19 protein-coding genes are annotated in these 18,383 nt (G+C 36.5%); 5 read left to right on the top strand and 14 right to left on the bottom strand.

Annotated features, from left to right (window positions below):
- Nucleotides 1–25: 25 nt before the first annotated feature.
- Nucleotides 26–595 (top strand): hypothetical protein, encoded by a 570-nt coding sequence (locus R2Q77_RS10525; RefSeq protein ID WP_316803694.1) that lies wholly within the window; start codon nucleotides 26–28, stop codon nucleotides 593–595.
- A 74-nt stretch (nucleotides 596–669) separates the two neighbouring features.
- Complete coding sequence (locus R2Q77_RS10520) at nucleotides 670–1,035, top strand: glyoxalase (protein WP_316803693.1); 366 nt, start codon at nucleotides 670–672, stop codon at nucleotides 1,033–1,035.
- A gap of 107 nt (nucleotides 1,036–1,142) precedes the next feature.
- Here the strand turns inward: R2Q77_RS10520 and R2Q77_RS10515 are convergent, their stop codons facing one another.
- Complete coding sequence (locus R2Q77_RS10515) at nucleotides 1,143–1,400, bottom strand: hypothetical protein (protein WP_316803692.1); 258 nt, start codon at nucleotides 1,398–1,400, stop codon at nucleotides 1,143–1,145.
- Nucleotides 1,401–1,803: 403 nt separating this feature from the next.
- Entirely contained in the window at nucleotides 1,804–2,133 is a 330-nt protein-coding gene (locus tag R2Q77_RS10510) for a hypothetical protein (RefSeq protein WP_316803691.1), read from the bottom strand.
- A gap of 281 nt (nucleotides 2,134–2,414) precedes the next feature.
- Here R2Q77_RS10510 and R2Q77_RS10505 point away from each other — a divergent pair, with 281 nt between their 5' ends.
- Nucleotides 2,415–3,164, top strand: a complete 750-nt coding sequence (locus tag R2Q77_RS10505) for a DeoR/GlpR family DNA-binding transcription regulator (RefSeq protein WP_316803690.1) — start codon at nucleotides 2,415–2,417, stop codon at nucleotides 3,162–3,164.
- Between the two features lie 127 nt (nucleotides 3,165–3,291).
- Here R2Q77_RS10505 and R2Q77_RS10500 read toward each other — a convergent pair whose 3' ends face one another.
- Both R2Q77_RS10500 and R2Q77_RS10495 read right to left on the bottom strand, forming a co-directional pair.
- Nucleotides 3,292–4,011 (bottom strand): DUF1080 domain-containing protein, encoded by a 720-nt coding sequence (locus tag R2Q77_RS10500; protein ID WP_316803689.1) that lies wholly within the window; start codon nucleotides 4,009–4,011, stop codon nucleotides 3,292–3,294.
- Nucleotides 4,012–4,330: 319 nt separating this feature from the next.
- Nucleotides 4,331–4,921 (bottom strand): GIN domain-containing protein, encoded by a 591-nt coding sequence (locus tag R2Q77_RS10495; protein ID WP_316803688.1) that lies wholly within the window; start codon nucleotides 4,919–4,921, stop codon nucleotides 4,331–4,333.
- A 351-nt stretch (nucleotides 4,922–5,272) separates the two neighbouring features.
- Between R2Q77_RS10495 and R2Q77_RS10490 the strand changes: the two genes are divergently transcribed.
- Nucleotides 5,273–5,992 carry a M949_RS01915 family surface polysaccharide biosynthesis protein gene (locus tag R2Q77_RS10490; RefSeq protein ID WP_316803687.1) on the top strand — a complete coding sequence of 240 codons (720 nt, stop codon included), beginning with the start codon at nucleotides 5,273–5,275 and terminating at the stop codon, nucleotides 5,990–5,992.
- On the opposite strand, the gene R2Q77_RS10485 is transcribed toward R2Q77_RS10490, so the two are convergent.
- From R2Q77_RS10485 to R2Q77_RS10470, 4 genes are all read right to left on the bottom strand, one after another.
- Entirely contained in the window at nucleotides 5,989–7,116 is a 1,128-nt protein-coding gene (locus tag R2Q77_RS10485) for a PepSY-associated TM helix domain-containing protein (RefSeq protein ID WP_316803686.1), read from the bottom strand. The genes R2Q77_RS10490 and R2Q77_RS10485 overlap by 4 nt on opposite strands.
- Nucleotides 7,097–9,811 (bottom strand): TonB-dependent receptor, encoded by a 2,715-nt coding sequence (locus R2Q77_RS10480; protein WP_316803685.1) that lies wholly within the window; start codon nucleotides 9,809–9,811, stop codon nucleotides 7,097–7,099. The genes R2Q77_RS10485 and R2Q77_RS10480 overlap by 20 nt, the downstream gene beginning before the upstream one ends.
- A gap of 81 nt (nucleotides 9,812–9,892) precedes the next feature.
- Nucleotides 9,893–10,873 (bottom strand): FecR family protein, encoded by a 981-nt coding sequence (locus R2Q77_RS10475; RefSeq protein ID WP_316803684.1) that lies wholly within the window; start codon nucleotides 10,871–10,873, stop codon nucleotides 9,893–9,895.
- 121 nt (nucleotides 10,874–10,994) lie between these two features.
- A complete protein-coding gene (locus R2Q77_RS10470) occupies nucleotides 10,995–11,549 on the bottom strand; it encodes an RNA polymerase sigma-70 factor (RefSeq protein WP_316803683.1) in 555 nt (184 codons plus the stop codon).
- 184 nt (nucleotides 11,550–11,733) lie between these two features.
- On the opposite strand from R2Q77_RS10470, the gene R2Q77_RS10465 reads away from it, so the two are divergent.
- A complete protein-coding gene (locus R2Q77_RS10465; RefSeq protein ID WP_316803682.1) occupies nucleotides 11,734–13,203 on the top strand; it encodes a S41 family peptidase in 1,470 nt (489 codons plus the stop codon).
- Nucleotides 13,204–13,234: 31 nt separating this feature from the next.
- Here the strand turns inward: R2Q77_RS10465 and R2Q77_RS10460 are convergent, their stop codons facing one another.
- From R2Q77_RS10460 to R2Q77_RS10435, 6 genes are all read right to left on the bottom strand, one after another.
- Entirely contained in the window at nucleotides 13,235–13,687 is a 453-nt protein-coding gene (locus R2Q77_RS10460) for a DUF6326 family protein (RefSeq protein WP_316803681.1), read from the bottom strand.
- Nucleotides 13,668–14,390, bottom strand: a complete 723-nt coding sequence (locus tag R2Q77_RS10455) for a DUF4386 domain-containing protein (protein WP_316803680.1) — start codon at nucleotides 14,388–14,390, stop codon at nucleotides 13,668–13,670. Before R2Q77_RS10455 ends, R2Q77_RS10460 begins: the two co-directional genes overlap by 20 nt.
- Before the next feature lie 34 nt (nucleotides 14,391–14,424).
- Nucleotides 14,425–15,018 carry a Crp/Fnr family transcriptional regulator gene (locus R2Q77_RS10450; protein WP_316803679.1) on the bottom strand — a complete coding sequence of 198 codons (594 nt, stop codon included), beginning with the start codon at nucleotides 15,016–15,018 and terminating at the stop codon, nucleotides 14,425–14,427.
- Between the two features lie 58 nt (nucleotides 15,019–15,076).
- Nucleotides 15,077–15,838: an MBL fold metallo-hydrolase gene (locus R2Q77_RS10445; protein WP_316803678.1), complete on the bottom strand. Its 762-nt coding sequence runs from the start codon at nucleotides 15,836–15,838 to the stop codon at nucleotides 15,077–15,079.
- Between the two features lie 69 nt (nucleotides 15,839–15,907).
- Nucleotides 15,908–16,486, bottom strand: coding sequence for a YdeI/OmpD-associated family protein (locus tag R2Q77_RS10440; protein WP_316803677.1), 579 nt, complete (start codon nucleotides 16,484–16,486; stop codon nucleotides 15,908–15,910).
- 186 nt (nucleotides 16,487–16,672) lie between these two features.
- Nucleotides 16,673–18,310 (bottom strand): alpha/beta fold hydrolase, encoded by a 1,638-nt coding sequence (locus tag R2Q77_RS10435; protein WP_316803676.1) that lies wholly within the window; start codon nucleotides 18,308–18,310, stop codon nucleotides 16,673–16,675.
- Between the last annotated feature and the right edge of the window lie 73 nt (nucleotides 18,311–18,383).

Raw genomic sequence — 18,383 nt, 5'->3', positions numbered from 1 at the left:
TTAGGATCAGGAAATACTTTATTTTATGGATAGAATTATGTTTTCGGAAGTACTAAACACCATAGGCAGTTTTTCTGATTCGGAACAAACACTCTTTCAAAATGAAGTAAAGCTTAAACATGTGAAAAAAAATGAGGTATTGCTGCAAAAAGGTGAAGTGGCAAAGTCGGTTTTTTTTAATCTTGAAGGTTTGTTTTATCAGTATAATGTTAAAGATCAATATGTTCCAAACATAACAGATCTCCATTTGGAAAGAGAATGGATAATAAGCCATAAAAGTTTTATTGCGCAACAACCGGCAGATGGTTTCATTACAGCATTTACGGATGGCACCGTTTTAGAACTAAGCATCGAATCGCTTCACTATCTCATTGGGCATTCAATTGCTTTTCTTCAGTTTAATAGGATTATGGAAAATGCAGCATCAAGGGTTGCTTTTTTTGAGAATAACCTAAGGCCATTGGAAAAATATCAGCACCTTTTGGATAACAAGCCGCAGTTAATACAGGCTTTTCCTTTAAAAATGATTGCCTTTTACCTGAAAATGACGCCCGAAACATTAAGCCGGGTAAGGGAAAAAATTGTTAGGCTATAAACTATTTCTTGATCCTAATCAAGTGCAAGCCTGGGTTAATACCCTTATCTTTAACCAAATTATAAGCTGAGTTTATGGAACACAGATCAATATCGATAAGACCTTTTATTGGCGCAAAAAATTTTGAACTATCCAGGAATTTTTACCTGGATTTGGGATTCCAGGAAGTGGTGCTTACCAGCAAAATGAGTTTGTTCAAAAGCAGAGAATTGGGTTTTTATCTTCAGGATGCCTATGTTCAGGACTGGGTGGATAATACAATGGTTTTTATGGAAGTGGAAAACGTAAATCGGTTTTATGATGATTTACTTGCCCTAAACTTAACCGATAGATACAAAGAAGTAAAGTTGGTTCCTGTTAGAGTAGAACACTGGGGAAGAGAATGCTTTTTGCATGATCCATCAGGTATTCTTTGGCATATTGGCGAATTTTTTAAATAAGAATCCTCTCCGCGTGTATCCGTTTACCGTTTGTTATGATTTAAAAAACAAATCTTCAAACGCAGACGCATTTCCTTACCTCAAAGCAAAAAATACAAACAGCATATTTAGATGTTGTAATCTGCCAGTGAGTCAGACATTTCCTTTAGTTTCTTTACACTAAAAGAATGCGAGCCATGGAGCCATCGGGTAATTTCACCATGATTGATGTCGAGTGCAACAGAAAGATCGGTTGAACGAAGTCCTTTTTCCAATAAATACCTGGTCATTTTATCCGCAACTTCACGGTTCACCTTGGTCAGCTCTTCAATCGCCGGGTTACCACTTTCCTCCAACCAGATCGAAACAAAATCGTTTTCTTCCATTTATTTTATGCTTATTAATTTGATGTTATGGATCGCTTTTTTTTAGTAGAGCGTCCGTTTGTTTTATAAGGGGCCAAATTTAACAATTATGTTATTGCCACAAAAACTCCACGTCACTTTTAACGAAAAAAGGATAAACTCCTCCTTGCAGTACAAAAACAAATCATTTCCGTACAAAAACGAACCCTTATAAGGAGGTTTTGTATTTAGTTTTTCGATAACAAAATACAACAACGAACAACATGAGAAGTAATCTAACAAGCCTTTGGATATTTCGGTAGCCCCGGATATCCTAAAAACAACGGTTTTAAAAACTTTAGAAAACCATTCAAAATTCGGGATAAGCAAGCGCAAAAAATGCATTAACATGGGCCAGCCTGTGTGACTAACTCTTATTACATAATTATTTTAGCTTACCCTCAAAAGCAAGGCTGCTCATTACGCTGATTGCGACAATACCCAAAAAAAACACTAATAATCCCAATTTGCTTTTAGAGTTTATTTTGCTGTACCTAAACAGTAAGTAGCCTATAATGATGTTAAATAAAGCCCATAACACATTTATCAAGGGAGAAGAAAGCCCTTTACCCGGAGGATCACTAAATGGCGTTGGAAATGGAATTCCTGAAATACCATTAACGAAATGCGGAATTGCATTTGTTAAAAATACACCTGCAAAAAAACCAGCTAAAAAATGACTCCATTTCATAGGATTATCTGATGTTTTGTCCATAACAGAGGGAATTTAATTCTTAAGTTTCAATTATTTTTATGTAAACCTTTGTAAGTTAATAAGAACAAGGTAAGAATTTTAGTTGCCATAAAGTTATCGCCTGTTTCAAATTTCTTCCACTATAGATTTACTCCGTTCTTAAGCTGTTTTTAAAGTGAAATCACAAATAGAGAACTTATGCAGTATTGAATGTACGTAAAAAGTGGGATCGTTTTGAAAGGTTAAGGTGTAGCGTTCATGATGTTTCGGGTGAAATTAAATTAATTATATTTGCCGTAGTTATGATTAGGGAAAAGCGCTTTGAACACATTCTTGCAAGCCTGAAAGATGCCAGGCAGATTTCCTATCAGGACATGTCTAATGATTTGCAGGTTTCTGAAGATACCATCAGGAGAGATATTGATTATCTGCATCAAAACGGCTTGTTGTCAAAGGTTAGGGGTGGGGCTATTGCTACAGACAAAAATCCGCTTGCCTTTCAGGACAGGACACAATTCCAGTCGGCAGAAAAAGAAACCGTAGCTTTTAAAATCCAGCCTTTGTTAAAAAAAGGAATGACCATTTTTATGGATGGCGGAACAACAATCTGTGCAGTTGCAGAAAGATTTCCGAGCAACTCCTCATTCCGTATTATTACCAATAACCAGGCTTTAGTTCCTATTTTATCCAATTTTAAAGGCATCGAACTGATTGTATTGGGCGGAACCTACAACCGAGATACACAAACCAATGTGGGTACGAAAACCTGTGAAGATGCAAAGCAATTTGTAGCCGACTTATACCTGATGGGTACCTGCGCAATTTCAAGGGAATACGGTGTTACTGCAGCCATTAGAGAGGATGGACAAGTGAAAAAGGCGATGCTGAAAGGTGCAAAAAGGGTAATCATTCTCAGCAGCAGCAAAAAAATTGGGAAAAACGAGGTTTTTAAAGTTTGCAACCTGGAAAAGGTTGATGCAGTAGTTACGGAACTGGCAAGTAACGATCGTAAATTAGACGAGCTGCGTTATCAGGATATGAAAATTATTTAATGCCTTTCTTCAGCCCAATTAGATTAATCGTTGCTGCTTCCCATGATTTCAGTGCTTGCAGAGAATCCGGCAATTTGAAGTTTTAATCAAAGGCGCCTAATTAAATTAAGCGCCCAGATTTTGATGATTAAAGGCTTTTAAGCTTAATGTTTTTAAAAGCAATTCCCTTGTTCCAATCCTGTAAGGCAATCTGTCCACTCGTATATTTTCCGAATTCAGGAAAATTCTTGAAACTGGTATTGGCTACCGCAGTTTTCCATGCTTCCGTTTTAAAGTCTTGTTCAGCAGTTAAAACACCATTCAAATAAAATTGTACTTTGCCATTTTGTTGTTTAATCACTGAATGGTTCCAGAGGCCAAAAGGTTTGAGTTCGACCGGATTTAATTGTTTAGAAAAACTGTAGAGGCATCCAGGTCTTTTCATCTCCATTTTATAGTCTGGATTAGAACGTTCAAGGAGTTGATACTCTGGTCCTGATGCCCATGCCGTTGGAATGTCTTTGCGTTCCAGCACATTAATAAAAACACCACTATTTCCTTCTTTGCTGATTTTCCAATCGAATTTCAACTCGTAGTTTTCGTATTTGCTGTCAGTAACTAAGTCTCCATGCGCCGCTGTTGTGCCCGGTGTACACCTAAGTTCTCCATTTTTAACAACCCATCCGGAAACAATTTTACCTTGATTGTATAAATGCCATCCGTTCAGGGTATTGCCGTCGAAAAGCAATTTATAACCTTCTTTTTTTTCCGTTGCAGAAAGTTCATTTTCCTTTTTTTGCTGGGCTAAACATGAACCAATCGAAACGCCGATTATAAGTGCAGTAAACATGTAGTTTTTAAGTCTCATTTAATGTAGATTTATTTTTATTTGCATTCGATTTCTAAATATAGAAGGATAACATTAAACAATATTTACCCTACTTTCAACAAAGTATCTTACTTAGAATTGTATCCAAACATAGGATCAAAACAAAGAATTTACGTATAGCGCTTTCAAATACGCGTTGAATTAATTTTTCTATATTATGCAAATTTGCTCGATATTGCAATTTTATTTTAAAATAAATGAGTGATGGTAGATCGGAAAATAATACCTGAAGTTAAGTTTATTTCTATATTAATAAGGCTCCATGATCAATACCACAGCGCCTTATGTTTCTCGATTATTAAAAAGCAGCAATTTCGTTATCAACAGTTAAATTTTCTGGCGCTATAATATCGGTATTGAGCGCTACAAAATTGTCAGAAGTCAGCTTTTGTTTTTTACTCATCACCAAGGTATGGTTGTTACTGGATCCGCTTAACTTTAAACTCGCATAGTCATGCATAACAGTAAATAATCCCTGCGTATTTGTATTAATATCTGCCTGGGCATTTCCTTTAAGAAATATTTGGAGAAATTTTGTAGTCAGCCTGTCTTCCGTTTTAACAACAACATCATCTTCAGCTTCTATTCTGTAAATTTCTTGTACATACACAAAAAGTTTTCCAGGCTCTTTACTGGTTCCGGTTATTTGGAGTACATCGCCCTTCCGCACAACTTTTGCAGTTCCAGTATTATCATCGGTATAAGAAACACCATCGAATGATCTTTGGACTAATATTACCTCTATGTTTCCTTTTAAAGCGATTTTTCTGATAGAAGAGTTGCCGGATAATGTTACCGGTGTTTTTTCCTTTGCAAATGTGTTTGCTGGAATAATTGCAATGGCTAAAAGCAATGCACTAACAAGTTGGATTTTGATTGAAGTTCTCATGGTGTACTTTATTTAATGATTAAAAATTATCAATTGTTTATACCCCCATAGGCCAAGCTTGTGCCAAAGGGAGTTTTATAATTTAAATACCTTATAGTCAGTTGTTTACAATTGTGTCAGGTGTCCGTTTTCGAACAGTCTTATGTGCGTGATCGAACAGTCGGTTTAATCAAAAGCAGTTTCTGTTAGATACTTTTTCGTTAAATAACTTTAGGGATTATAATTAAGAAATTGTACAAACCAATAATTCTTTCACAGGCATTTAAAAAATGTAAATTGCAGGATGGTATAACACGGTGGTGAAGAAATGAAACCAAAACGTGTGAAAAATAAATTAAACACTCTACAACAATGCGTACAATCTTCACAATTCTCGCTGTGCTATTTTTCATTCCTGTATTTGGACAAACAGTTAAATCAACTATCTCTTCCAAAATCCTGACGGATCAGGAAGTATCATCTTTACTTCCTGTTGCTGCCCGAGAAAAACTGGGGATCAGTTTCCCAATTTTTAGGGTTTACGGATATAATGATAGAAGCGGGCAGTATTATTGTGTGCTAACCGAAAGCCGTGATGTGGTTAATCGTGATAAAGATGCGTTCAACAAGGTAACTAATTATAAAATCAAGGCGATAAATTTTAAATCTGAAAATGGTTCCCTTACCAAAACCTGGGAAATTAACGATCGCATAAACCCCAAAATGCATGGTGAAGAATCGATATGGTTCTGGACAAAATATGCACAGTTTAATGATTATAACAATGATGGTTTAATAACGCCTATAATTGTGTACGGAACACAGGGAATGAATTATTATGATGATGGTCGTGTTAAAATAATCATTTATTACAAAGGTCAGAAAATTGCGATCAGACATCAAAATGGAGTTCTTGATGATGAACGAGATACGTCAATTGATCAAGCTTTTTACGCTTTGCCTATAAAGTTACAGGAAAGCATTAAGGAAAAAATGAATTTATTGGTAACCAACCAACATGCTATTTTTCCATACGGTTGGCAAAAAGCTATGCAAAAGAAAAAAATATTTTTTAGCGAACGGGGCGATTAGTTATTGCGGCGAGCAGACTTCTGTAAAGGCTTTTTTTTGAATACATAGAATAAAAATCCCGTTATAGGTAAGCTGGCTGCGATTAAACTGGCTAAACAGGCTAAAATTTTTCCTGGAAATCCAATAGCGCTTCCGGTATGAAGGTCGTAGTTAAGGGCTTTGAGTTTACTTAGTGGGTTTAGTTTAGCAAATGGAGCGCCCTTTTCCAATAATTTTCCACTATACCGATCATATTTATACTGTGTTTTTTCATAGAGGTGCTTATTGCTCATATAAGCACTTATATTAACTGTTCCGCTTTTTTGGGAAGGAAAATTATAAAGTAAATAGGCCGCCTTTGGAGATAGGGCATTGGTTTTAGTGAAAATTTCCTGGTGTGGCGTATTACCCGATGCAAATGTTGTGTCAGATTGTACCCTTGATTTTTTCTCGCTCACCAGCCCAAACGACCATGCCAACCCTGTTAAAGAAATCATAATCAGCATTGCTGCTGCATAAAAGCCAAGAACATTATGAAGGTCGTAATTTAAACGCTTAAATTTAGCGCTAAACTTAATACTCAAGCTATTTTTTGCCGCTTTTCTGTTTTTTGGCCACCATAATATAAGGCCTGAAATAAGTAAAAGCACGAAACAAATTACGCAATACCGCACAATCTGGTGCCCGATTTTATCGCCAAGAAGCAGGTTCATGTGCGCTGCAAGTATTACGGTAAAGAATTCTTGTTTTGTGTTTTCTAATTTAACAAGTTCGCCGGTGTACGGATTGATATAAGCCTTATAATAATAGGTGTAATAATTCCAGTAACCAATACCATCCTTGTTTACTTTTAATGCCCTGAACATGTAGGTTCTTCCCGGCTCATTGGATAGCTCGGCCCTTGAGATTTTATGATCTTTTCCCAGTGCAGCTTCAGCAACTGCAATCACTTTTTCAAAGGGTAGTTTCTTTTGGTTGGCAGGTACCTCAACCCAAAGCCGGTCTTTATAAAAAAGTTCTTTTAACTCATCCGAAAATGCATAAATAGAACCTGTGATTCCTAAAATAAAAACCACCAGCCCGGAAATTAATCCGAGCCAGAGGTGTAAAAGGGCTATTGTTTTCTTAAAATCTAACCGTAACATTGGCTGAAAGGGTTCTTGGCATCTGAGCACTCAGTACACCTTGCCCGGTAAAATACAATACATCACTGATATTATCTCCTTTAAGCCCTACGCGAAAACGAGGCGTATCGTAAAATATGCTTGCATTAAACAGGGTATAAGCAGGGAAAGTGAAAATCCCGGTAGTAAGTGAATTGCCTGAAAGATATTTTCCGGCATAATTGCCTCCAAATCCTGCACCAAGACCTTTTAATTTTCCATTTGGCTGCATGTAGCTTGCCCAGAAATTAACCAGGTTCTCGGGCCCGGCCGAAGCAGGTCTTCTTCCTTCAAGGGCCACAGATGATTTAGTAAGTTTGCTTTCATTGTGGCTATAACCAGCAATCAGATTCAGTCCGGTTAATGGATTCGCAATCAGTTCAAACTCCACACCTTTACTGGTTTGGGTTCCATTTTGTACAACAATATTGTAATCTATCCCATTCCTGTTTAGTACTTCCTCTCTGGTTACATCTTTAACTTTAATGTTATAATAACTTGCCGTAAAAGACAAGCGTCCGTCGAATAAGTCTGTTTTAACACCACCTTCAATCTGGTTTGCCTGTTGCGGTTTAAAAGTGCCCGAAACATCATCCAAAGGCTGGGTAACGGGAGCTACATTGCTAAATCCATTCATGTAATTTCCAAAAATGGAAACCTTTTCCTTTATAACCTGGTAAACCAAACCAAATTTGGGCGATACTGCTGTTTGGTTATAAGCTGTATTAGCCTGTTGCGTGTTTGTGGCTAAGTTTGTTGTTCCAAGGCTTTGAAAACGATCTACACGTAAACTTAACATGGCCACCAACTGGTCTGTTACATTTATCGCATCAGAGGCATAAATACTGTATATATTATTCGAGTTATAATTTTTAATAACGGCGCCGGCTGCACCAACACCAGTAACTGCGGCAATCTTTGCTTCTGCCTTTGCCCGGGTTAAATTGCCATATTTAACTGCTGTTGCACCATTAATGGCACTTACAGTATCAAATTTTACAATCGGAGAATTATTGTTGTAAGTAGTTTGGTTAAGGTAATCAAGCCCTGCGACTAAACGATGTCTCATGCCGCCAATTTTAAGGTCAGCATTGAAATTTTGTTGTACAGCTGTCGATGTTCCTTCGTAATTCTGATACTGTACATTTCGCTCTACCAGGTCATCGCTTGTAGCGCCACGGATAAATTCATACTGGTATATTCCATCCGTTTTTCTGATGTTTCTTGAAAAATTAGTTTGTGAGCGCCATTGATCAGAAATTTTGTAATTAAGCTGACCGTGTATGTTAGATGCGGGTGCTTTTAAAGTAATGTCATTAGAGGTAAAAGAACGGTTCCAATCGTAATTTAATGCCGCAGGTGTAGTTGCAATGTATTTTCGGGTACGGTGCAAAAAGACTATCGAAGGGTTTGTGCCCTCATAATCATAGAATTCTGCATTCAGTAAAAGTTCCAGTTTTTCATTAAAGCGATAAGAGATAGCAGGTGCAACGAAAACTGATTTCCTAAATCCTGCGTCCTGAAAACTGTTCCGTTTATGATAAGCGGCATTTAAACGAAATTTCAGACTTTTATCTTTATTAACCGGCCCGTAAACATCTGCAGTAATACGGTTAAGATTAAAGTTTCCGGTGGTATACCCAATTTCACCACCAAGCGTATCAAGCGGTTTTTTGGTAACTACATTAATCAGTCCGCCAAAGGTTGTAAGCGAACCCCCAAACAGGGTACCCGAAGGGCCTTTTATAACTTCTATCTTTTCAACATTTGCAGGGTCAATATCTCCATTGGTTTGGCCGGCAATTCCATCTATCATCGAAATCCTTGTCGGAAAACCACGGAGGTTATAATAAACAGCTCCATCGCCACTTCTCCCAATACTGCCTTGCATTTTCAATACGCCTGGTGTGTTTTTTAATACATCCGTTAAATCTGTTGTAATTTGCTCATTAAGCAGCGATTTGGTAATCGTGGTATATACCTGTGGATTTTCGAGGTTGTTGAGCGGCAGTTTAGCTACGGTTTCGCTTTTGCGGATGGCGAATTTGTTCTTTTTTCTACCATTAACCTCTACCTCATTAAGGTCATTACTGTTTTCGGTTAAGGTGAAATCTATTGTGGTGTTTTTAGAAGAAACTACTTTAATCTGCTGTCGTTGTGGGTTAAAACCAACATAACTGGCGGCAATGGTGTAATTTCCTTCCTCTATTTCTTTAATGCTGTAATTTCCGTTAACATCTGCCTGTGTGCCTCTTAAGCCGGCAATTTCTACGGTAACATAGGCAGCAGGTTTTCCATCACTGGTTTTTACATTTCCGGAAACACTCCCTTTTGCTGAAGAGGTTTGGATGGTAATGTTTTGTCCTTCGGTGCTTAGTCGCTTTATCTGACGGCCAAGTAAGGCTGTAAGAATATCTCTTACCGATTTATCTTCGAAGTTAAAACTTACTTTTCTCTTTACATTTAACTGCGTACTGCTGTAAGAAAAAGAAATGCCAGCCTTTGCTGCAATGGCATTCAATGCATCGCCAAGTGGCGTATTATTTGCCTGTATGGTAATGATTTTATTTAAAGGCGAATCCTGTTGTGCCCGGGAAGAAAAGGATATAAAACAGAGCGAACAAAAAAATAAGACTATAATTGAGATTTTTTTCTTTGGGGTACATGCTTTGTGCATACTTTTGTGTGTTGTTTAAATGAATTGATAAATTGATTTGCAATAGCCCGGAGTGAAGTTTGCAGACCGAAACCGGGTTTTTTATTTTCCTATGGTAAATGTTTTATTTTGCTGGGAATATGCTGATCTGGTCGCAAAACAGATGCTGCTTAGTACCTCTTTAATGTTTGGGTTGTTAAAACTGCCTTTGTAGCGCTCTTTGTTCAGTTCTTTACTGCTAATTACAATTGTAATGTTGTACCATCTTTCCAGAATGGGCTTAATTTCTTCAAGGGTGAGGTCGTCAAGAACAAGCTTGTTTTCTTTCCAATCCGTATATTTTGCACTGTGACCGATGTTTTGAGTTAAGTTTAATTTATTTTTCACATCTATAATTCCCTTTTGATTGGCCGTAAGAATCAGGTTGCCGCTTATTTTTAAGCCCGAAAAACTAACCTTTCCCTCTTCAACCACCAGTTCGCTCTGTCCTTCATTTTGATAATCCCTAAGGTTAAACCGCGTACCCAGAACTTTTGTAGTTGTACGTGGCGAACTGATGATAAAAGGTTTTTTTGGGTTTTTTGCAACCCTGAAATAGGCTTCACCGGTAAAGTTTACAGTTCTTTTTATTCCGGTAAATTCATTCGGGAAGGTTAAGCTACTCTCCGAATTAAGCCAAACCTGCGTACCATCTGTGAGCGCTACATATCGTTTTTCTCCTTTTTTTACCCGAATGGTTTGGTAAGCAGGCGCAACGGATGCTTGTTTATCATTATTGAATAATTTATACGTTATCCCCAGCGTAAAAACAAAAGCAAGGCAGGCTGCGGCAGGTAACCAAAAGCGTTCTAAGAAGTTTTTTTTCTTTGAGTGTACCTGAAGTTTAGCTGTATGATCTTGCCCAAGGCCATATCTTTCCGAAATTTTTTCCCATCCATTTGCTTGGGTGTTAACCAGATCAAAATCTTCCGGATAACTCATCGTAGCATCCTCAGATGCTAACCAGGCTTCAACTGCTAATTTTTCGGCTTCCGTACATTGGTCAAGATGGTATCTCCTGATTAATTCTTTAGTAATTTCCATTAATTTGATTGGAGCAAGGTGCCCGCTCACTAATCATGATGTACAACGAAGGTTTTTTCCTAAGAAAAAATTAAATAAAAATCAGGAATTGATTTAATTTGCTGGTTTTCAGTAATATATTTTATGCTTTCTCCAGGCTAAGTGATTCGCGTAGAAATGACATGGTTTTATATAAATGGTACTCTACCGTTTTCTCTGATATGGAAAGCATACCCGCAATGGTACTGTTGTTCAGCCCATCGTTCTGACTTAAACTATAAACTTCCTGGCAGCGGTGAGGAAGTCTGCCTATCAATGTATCTAACCTGTTGCGCAGTTCATTATACATAAGGGCATCTTCCGTGCTGTTTTGATTTTGGCTGTAGGCAGGAGGAAAATTTTCTAATAACTGCTTTCTGCGCACACTGGTACGGATGTAATCAAAAGCTTCCAGTTTGGCAGCCCTAAATAAATAGGCTTTAATGTCTTTTTGAAAAACCAATGATGCTCTTTTTTCCCATAGAGTTGCAAAAAGTTCCTGCGTTAATTCGGCTGAAATTTCTTTGTCTTCAGTATAATGATAAACAATTCCGAAAACCTTCTTCCAATAACTTTTATACAGGCATTCGAAATTTTGCTCATTGATTGTGTTCTGAACAATATTTTCATCAAAATCAGAAGAGTCTTTTTGTATCACCGATTTAAAATTTGTCAAATCTACAATATTATATGGAATCAATCTAAATAAAAATTCATTTGATTATTTTAAATTAAATAGAGCCGAAACCACTAATGGTTTTGATAGAATAGCTTTGCTATATAATTTCTAAAAGATATATTTGATTTCAATTATCTGAATTAAGCTAACCGAATAATACGCTATGAAAAATCTCCTGTTAACCTTTCTGTTCTCCTGTTTATTTCTTTCAGTTTTTAGTCAGATCAAAAATGATTCGTTTGAAAACCGAAGTGAGAGTTCAGCTGCTCTTCCAGCTGCCTGGGGTATCAAATTAATTGAAGGTTACAGTGCAGGTATGGATGATACAATTTATCATACCGGCAAATCATCATTTAAAATAATTGGTAAAGAGAGCATTAAGCCAGGCGCTTTTCAGAGTATTTCTCAGCTTATTACTTATGAACCGGCCGGATTGAGGCAGGTTGCGGTTTCTGGTTATCTAAAAACAAATGAGGTGATGGGGAGTGTGGCATTTTGGTGCCAGGTATGGGATAAGGATAATAAAATTATTGGATTTCAAAATATTCAAAGCCAACAGCCATTAATTAACGGTACCGGCGACTGGGAAAAATACCAACTGAATTTAACGGTTCCCAGAAACACAAAAAAATTATTATTTGGGGTGTATCTGGCCGGAACGGGAACGGTTTGGATGGATGATTTTAAACTGAATGAGGTTGAGGTTTCTAAAATACCACCCAGCAAGGAGGTGGTAAAATTTGTTAATGATTTTAGTACAATTATTAAACAAAACTCCATTTACAAGGATTCGTTAAACTGGACAAGCATTGATGCTGATGTTAAGGATTTATCAATGGGGCTTAAAACGGTTGAAGAGACTAAACCTATTACCGCATATATACTTCAAAAACTCAGAGATGCTGGCGATAACCATTCCTTTTTCCAAACCAAAACAAATGCACAAAGTTATGCCAGCGGTAATGTTAATCCAGATAAGGTAAAATCGAAGTTATTAGATGGCCATATTGGTTATTTATCTGTTCCTGGTTTTGGCTCGTTAGATAAAAAAACGATGAATGATTTTGCCAATGAGATACAAGAACAGATAAAAAAACTGGACACTGAAAATGCCCTCGAAGGCTGGGTAGTGGATTTAAGAACAAATACCGGAGGGAATATGTATCCAATGATTGCTGGATTAGGCCCTTTAACCGGCTCAGGCATATTAGGCTATTTTGTTTCGGACAATGGGGAGAAGAAAAAAATGAATCCATGGTCTTATTCTGCAACCAAAAAAAATAATTCAACTATGGGAATTGATCTTGAACATCCATATTTTTTAAAAAATGTGAATGCTAAAGTGGCCGTTTTAGTAGGGTCAAGCACTGGAAGCAGTGGCGAAATGACCACCGTTTCTTTTATTGGCAAAGCCAATACAAAATTATTTGGAGAGCCTACAGGCGGATTCACCTCAGCAAACAGTGGATTTAAACTATCAGATGGCTCATATTTATATCTGGCAGTTGGTTATGTAGCAGATCGAAATAAAAAAGAATACCGTTCCAAAATTATACCCGATGTTATAGTTAAATCTACTGCAAAAGACGACCTGGTTTTAAAATCAGCAACAGACTGGCTGCTGAAAAAATAGATCTGGATAAACCTTGATTATTTTTGATGTACTAATTTTTGGTTAAAGCCTGCGCTAAATTGTGTTTAGGCCAAAACCAGGCATATTTTGTAATTAAAGTTGTCAGGATAATTTCTATAACACCTAAATAAATATAGAAACTCATCCACCTGCTAATTGAGTTACTGACGACCAACAGCATAATAACAGTAAAGAATAGGCCTGTTACAATATTGACTATGCGATTTACCTTAGGTTTTAAGGTTAGAGATAAAAATATCATTAAAGGAGGAATTGATAATACTATAGCATACAATAGCAATACAATAGGGGTAGTTTGTCCTGCCCCAGAGTTACCGTTTATCAGATTCTGAATTCGCCCTGGCACAAACAATGAAAAAAAATCACCATAGATATAACAAAACATAACTGAAATCCATAATGCAGATAGTTTCACTTTAATATTCACTTTAAAGTCTTGTAAGTTATTGGTTTCTTTTATCATTTTTTATAGAGTTAGGTATCGGTTTATCCTTTATGCCTATAATTATAAACCACAGGCAAATTCCGATTTCGCCCAGGCTGGCAGGTAAGGTAATGTAGTTTGGAATGAATGTCTTATCGTAGCGGCTAAAAAGAAAAGTTCCTGCAAAATCTATTAAATAACCAAAACAACCAGCCATTAAAAGAATGCCTAAAATTTTTGGCATAAAGGGAGCCTTAAATACCAAGTAGCCAAAAGGAAATAACCAAAGGCCCCAAAATATTTGGTTTATGAAATTTCCATCATTGTATAAATGAATACGGAACAATACCTGGGCATTTAATTCTTGTACCGTGAATGCTTTGAGGTACGTAGAGCCGCTTGTGAGAGAAAGAACGGCAAATTTGTTTAGTAAATTTATAAATGCAATTGGAACCTGAACTATGGCAAAAACAACCATAAGTTTAGCCCAGGTTTCATGAACAGGTTTAAATAATTTATAAAGAAAAACAGGTAGCATTAAAAAGAAAATCCAACAGATTAATTCATATATAATGCCCATCTGAAACTGGAACCGGGCATTTATAATATTCTGGACTACTGTTTCGGGATTGCCTTTTAATCTGAATTTTGAAGGGATGTACTGTAAATAAAGGGTTCCAGATACCACTACCATTAAATAGAGGAAACCAGCTATCCTTGCCGTATTTTTTCTTGGATCCATCTAACAAATGTACCCCAACCATACTTATCTCAACTTAACATATGTTAGGAAATAATTCGCGCCTTATTCTGCTCAAACTTTCTGGTTTTATGCCCAGGTAGGATGAAATATATTTGAGTGGAACATTTTTTATAATATTAGGTTTTTCACTTACCAGTTTCAAATATCGCTGTTCTGCGCTAAGCGCAGCTAAATCATTCATTCTTTGCTTGTCGTCTTCCTGTATTTTTTGAAATAATTTTATCGTGAAATCCTTTTGGGTAATACTGGTTTTAACTGTAGCCTGTGCGTCATCGAAAGTAATTCTTAGCAATTCGCAATCTGTAATACATTGAAGGTTCTCATTAGAAACCGTTTGGTTCATAAAATGAAAGTAAGAAGTGAAAAATCGTGGTCCATCATTTAAATCTACCGTTATCTCTTCGCCCTTTTCATCATTGTAAAAATTACGCATATAACCAGATACAATAAAGTTATGATGGTTAGGCACACTTCCTGCCCGTTCCAGTAAGGTATCTTTAGTCACACGTATAGGGCTGAAAGATTGTCTGCACTCATTTTTATCACGCTCAGGCATTATAATTATTTGCTCAATATATCTAAAAAGTGTTTCGTAGTAATGGTTCATTTTATCTTGCATTATAATATTAAGGCCTCCTGAGCATAATTCTTATTCAATTACGGGCTTAATTCTGGTAAAATTTAAACTCTTCTATGTCGTGGTAACTGAAAACCTCAATTTCAGGATGCTTATTTACTAAGTTTCTGATTTTATTTAAAGTTTTTAGCCTTAAATCGTTGTCATCAGCGCGCATTTTAGCCAGTTCGTTTACAGGATGCTGGTCATCACTCAATTCTATCCGCATATAGTAAGCATCAGCTACATAAAACAACCATTTATCCTGGTTTTTCAGGGCTATGCCACAATGCCCAAGTGTATGTCCGAAAAGAGGGATAAGAAAAATTTCGGCAGTAAAATCGGTATGTACTTTCCTGGCCTCCAATCCAAACCAGTCAGCATCCGATTTTTTATAGGTTTTTAGGCTTGGCCTATGCGATAATGGTGTTTTCAGGTACCTGGGGTTCTCAGCGAGAAAATTTTCTAATTCTTCAATCGCCACATGTACCGTCGCCTCAGGAAAATCAGCAAGACCACCAATATGGTCATTATCCAAATGTGAAATAATGCAATCGGTCACATTTTTAGCATCAAGGCCTAAATTTTCTATTTGCTTTACAGCGGTTTGATGTGCTTCAAAATGATAACCAACAAGATCAATTAAAGGCTGGCCAATTCTTTCTAATGGTTTCTGAACATCTAAAAGACCAATGCCCGTATCTATTAATAAAAGTTTCTCATTTTCTTTAAGCAACAAGCAGTGCCCGCAAACATTGCTGTTAATGGGCGAAACAATTTTTACACAGTTTAAATGATGTAATTCTATCATGGTTTTTGGTTAAATTATTCTATCTGCTGTAGAAATAAGCAATTCTATTTCCTTAGCGGGTTAAACTTGCTAATCGTTTATGCCTTTGCCATTAAGGATTTGAGGAATCGACTTTTCAACCCTCGATTGGCGGGTTTTTGACTGTTTAGGTGAAGAAAAATGCAGCATGTAAGCCCTTTGCCTGCCTGGGGTTAAAGCCTCAAAGGCTGTTTTTAATTCTGGCATTCCATCTAATTTTTCCTGAAATTCATCAGCAACAGCAAATTCGTTGGTTTTTTTTAAACTGACCTGCAAGCCAGCTTTTTCTACTTCAATGGCTTCATAAACATGGGCTTTTAACGCGCTTTCCTGATCCACAATTTCCTTAATATTGATAAACCTGATTTGGCGTGCAGCCTGTACATTTTTAGTTTGCTGAATTAAAATGCCATCGTCGTTATTTAGTAAAGCACCTTTAAAAAACAAAAGGGCACAATACGATTTAAACACATGGATTAAAACAATGTTGCTCTGCTGGTACGTGTAGCAGGGGCAGCCCCACTTCAATTCTTCTGTTAGTCCACAATCAAGAACAATCCTTCTTAATTGGTTAATTTCTTCCTGCCACTTTTTTTCCTTGGTAAAATAAAAATCGACTTTGGGATTCATGATGTCATTCATTTATTGAAGGTTTAAATAGGTTAGATATTATTAGCCAAATTACATTAAGTTTTTTGATCGCTGTGTACACAAATATCTGTTCATTCAATAAGATTAGCAACATAAAAATTAAATCATAAAAACCCGATTAATTAAGCGCGGACAGGTGTTTTTTTTAAACTTTTTCTTTGATTTTTATTTTTTCAGGAAATCTAATATCAGGTTATTAAGCTTTTCTGCCTGTTCAAAAGGTACATAATGTGTGGCATCGGCAATAATTTGCAATTCAGAATTTTGAATGGCATTATGGATTAATTTGGTGTGTTCTTCCTTAATCACATCGTTACGCCCTGCCATAATTAATACCGGATTTTTTATGTTACCAATGGCTTCCGTTGAAATGTGCGGATGGTTTAACATTAAATTTACCAATCTTAGATTCGTACCTGCTTTATTTTCTGAAGCCTGAAGTTTAAGTGCATTAATTACCTCTTCTTCAACACCTGCAGGGTTTAAATTTGCACCGATTGTAATTAGTTTTTTTACCATTTCTGGGTGCTCATAATTGAAAATTAAACTGGTATTTCCACCATCGCTCCAGCCTAAAATGGTTACCTTATTTAATTTCAGGTTTTGAATAAGCTTAAATAAATCATCGGCAAATTCTTTATAACTGTAATCGTGTTCTGTTAAATCTGTACTTCTTCCTTGTCCGCGGGTATCTATAGCAATAACCCGGTAATTTTTTGAGAAAAATGGAATTTGTTTGTAGAAATCAGCAATACTGCCATTGTTTCCATGCAGCAACACCAAAGGTTCGCCCTTACCGTATTCCTCGTAGTATATTTTTGCATCTCCTAAATCTATGTACTTTCCATCCTTGCTTTTCCCGTAACTGGTTTTCTGTGCTTGCTCCCTGCTTTTGTAAACTGTAGCTAAAATTTTTGTATTAACATCATCATTAAATTCAGTATCCTGATCTGCTGAAATACTTTCTTCCTTACTGTCTTTATCATAAGCAATATTTAAATTCGAGATAAAAGTGCCGTCATTTGCTTCCCAATTTTCCTGGCTCTGGTATCTAAATAACAAATTTTTAGAAATTGATTTTTTAGCTGAAATTCCAAATACAAATTCTGTATCTGTAAGGGGTTGATAATCGACTAATTGTAGCGTAATGGCGATTTTATCAAGGCCTTTAAAAGTTAAATTCTTTTTAGATAAATCGATGTTTTGCCATCCGGTTGCCGAAGTCTTAAAAATAATATATTCACTCAGTAAAGATTTATCCGGAATATTGTTTTTTATGCTGTAAAGGTTCAGTTTTAAGGTGATTTGTTCAAATTTAGAGCTGGGAATAATGTAGAAATTATAAGATTTCAATTTTGTTTTTTGATAAAGCGGAAAAATACTGCCTTGCTCAATTGTGCGTACATTTTGATCAAACATTTTTGAGAAGGTAAGAAAGGGACGTGATTTTTGCCCGATAACTTTCTCCTTCATTTTTGCTGCACTAATTACCACCTCTTCAAGTGCTGTTTCCTGATGTTGTAAAACCACGTTGCTGTTTTCCCTCAACTCCTTTACCGGAAGATATTGATCGGCATATCCAATAGAACTGAAAACAATTTCCTTTTCCATTAAATGATTTGGGATTAGAAGTTTGTAATACCCCTTATCATTTGTTATGGCACCAACTTGGGTACCTTTAATACCAATAGAACAATAGGGAACAAAATGCTGTTCCTTGTTTTTTACCGTGCCTTCAATTGTTATTTGCGCGTGGGCCGTACATCCCATTAAAATCAAGAATACGTATAAGAGGTTATGCATTGTTTTTAGGTTTAATTTATTTCTATGTTTAAAGACGACTGATTTCGGGATCGGTTGCATAAGGTTCTAAAAT

This window comes from Pedobacter nototheniae, assembly GCF_032678625.1.
Classification (GTDB): domain Bacteria; phylum Bacteroidota; class Bacteroidia; order Sphingobacteriales; family Sphingobacteriaceae; genus Pedobacter; species Pedobacter nototheniae_A.
Note: the sequence above shows the minus strand (reverse complement) of the source record. Positions and strands in the feature narration are given on the sequence as shown.

What these genes read in the sequence shown, in the direction of transcription:
- R2Q77_RS10525 (WP_316803694.1), top strand. Translation starts at nt 26, where the DNA reads ATGGATAGAATTATGTTTTCGGAAGTACTAAACACCATAGGCAGTTTT.
- R2Q77_RS10520 (WP_316803693.1), top strand. Translation starts at nt 670, where the DNA reads ATGGAACACAGATCAATATCGATAAGACCTTTTATTGGCGCAAAAAAT.
- R2Q77_RS10515 (WP_316803692.1), bottom strand. Translation starts at nt 1,400, where the DNA reads ATGGAAGAAAACGATTTTGTTTCGATCTGGTTGGAGGAAAGTGGTAAC.
- R2Q77_RS10510 (WP_316803691.1), bottom strand. Translation starts at nt 2,133, where the DNA reads ATGGACAAAACATCAGATAATCCTATGAAATGGAGTCATTTTTTAGCT.
- R2Q77_RS10505 (WP_316803690.1), top strand. Translation starts at nt 2,415, where the DNA reads ATGATTAGGGAAAAGCGCTTTGAACACATTCTTGCAAGCCTGAAAGAT.
- R2Q77_RS10500 (WP_316803689.1), bottom strand. Translation starts at nt 4,011, where the DNA reads ATGAGACTTAAAAACTACATGTTTACTGCACTTATAATCGGCGTTTCG.
- R2Q77_RS10495 (WP_316803688.1), bottom strand. Translation starts at nt 4,921, where the DNA reads ATGAGAACTTCAATCAAAATCCAACTTGTTAGTGCATTGCTTTTAGCC.
- R2Q77_RS10490 (WP_316803687.1), top strand. Translation starts at nt 5,273, where the DNA reads ATGCGTACAATCTTCACAATTCTCGCTGTGCTATTTTTCATTCCTGTA.
- R2Q77_RS10485 (WP_316803686.1), bottom strand. Translation starts at nt 7,116, where the DNA reads ATGTTACGGTTAGATTTTAAGAAAACAATAGCCCTTTTACACCTCTGG.
- R2Q77_RS10480 (WP_316803685.1), bottom strand. Translation starts at nt 9,811, where the DNA reads ATGCACAAAGCATGTACCCCAAAGAAAAAAATCTCAATTATAGTCTTA.
- R2Q77_RS10475 (WP_316803684.1), bottom strand. Translation starts at nt 10,873, where the DNA reads ATGGAAATTACTAAAGAATTAATCAGGAGATACCATCTTGACCAATGT.
- R2Q77_RS10465 (WP_316803682.1), top strand. Translation starts at nt 11,734, where the DNA reads ATGAAAAATCTCCTGTTAACCTTTCTGTTCTCCTGTTTATTTCTTTCA.
- R2Q77_RS10460 (WP_316803681.1), bottom strand. Translation starts at nt 13,687, where the DNA reads ATGATAAAAGAAACCAATAACTTACAAGACTTTAAAGTGAATATTAAA.
- R2Q77_RS10455 (WP_316803680.1), bottom strand. Translation starts at nt 14,390, where the DNA reads ATGGATCCAAGAAAAAATACGGCAAGGATAGCTGGTTTCCTCTATTTA.
- R2Q77_RS10450 (WP_316803679.1), bottom strand. Translation starts at nt 15,018, where the DNA reads ATGAACCATTACTACGAAACACTTTTTAGATATATTGAGCAAATAATT.
- R2Q77_RS10445 (WP_316803678.1), bottom strand. Translation starts at nt 15,838, where the DNA reads ATGATAGAATTACATCATTTAAACTGTGTAAAAATTGTTTCGCCCATT.
- R2Q77_RS10440 (WP_316803677.1), bottom strand. Translation starts at nt 16,486, where the DNA reads ATGAATCCCAAAGTCGATTTTTATTTTACCAAGGAAAAAAAGTGGCAG.
- R2Q77_RS10435 (WP_316803676.1), bottom strand. Translation starts at nt 18,310, where the DNA reads ATGCATAACCTCTTATACGTATTCTTGATTTTAATGGGATGTACGGCC.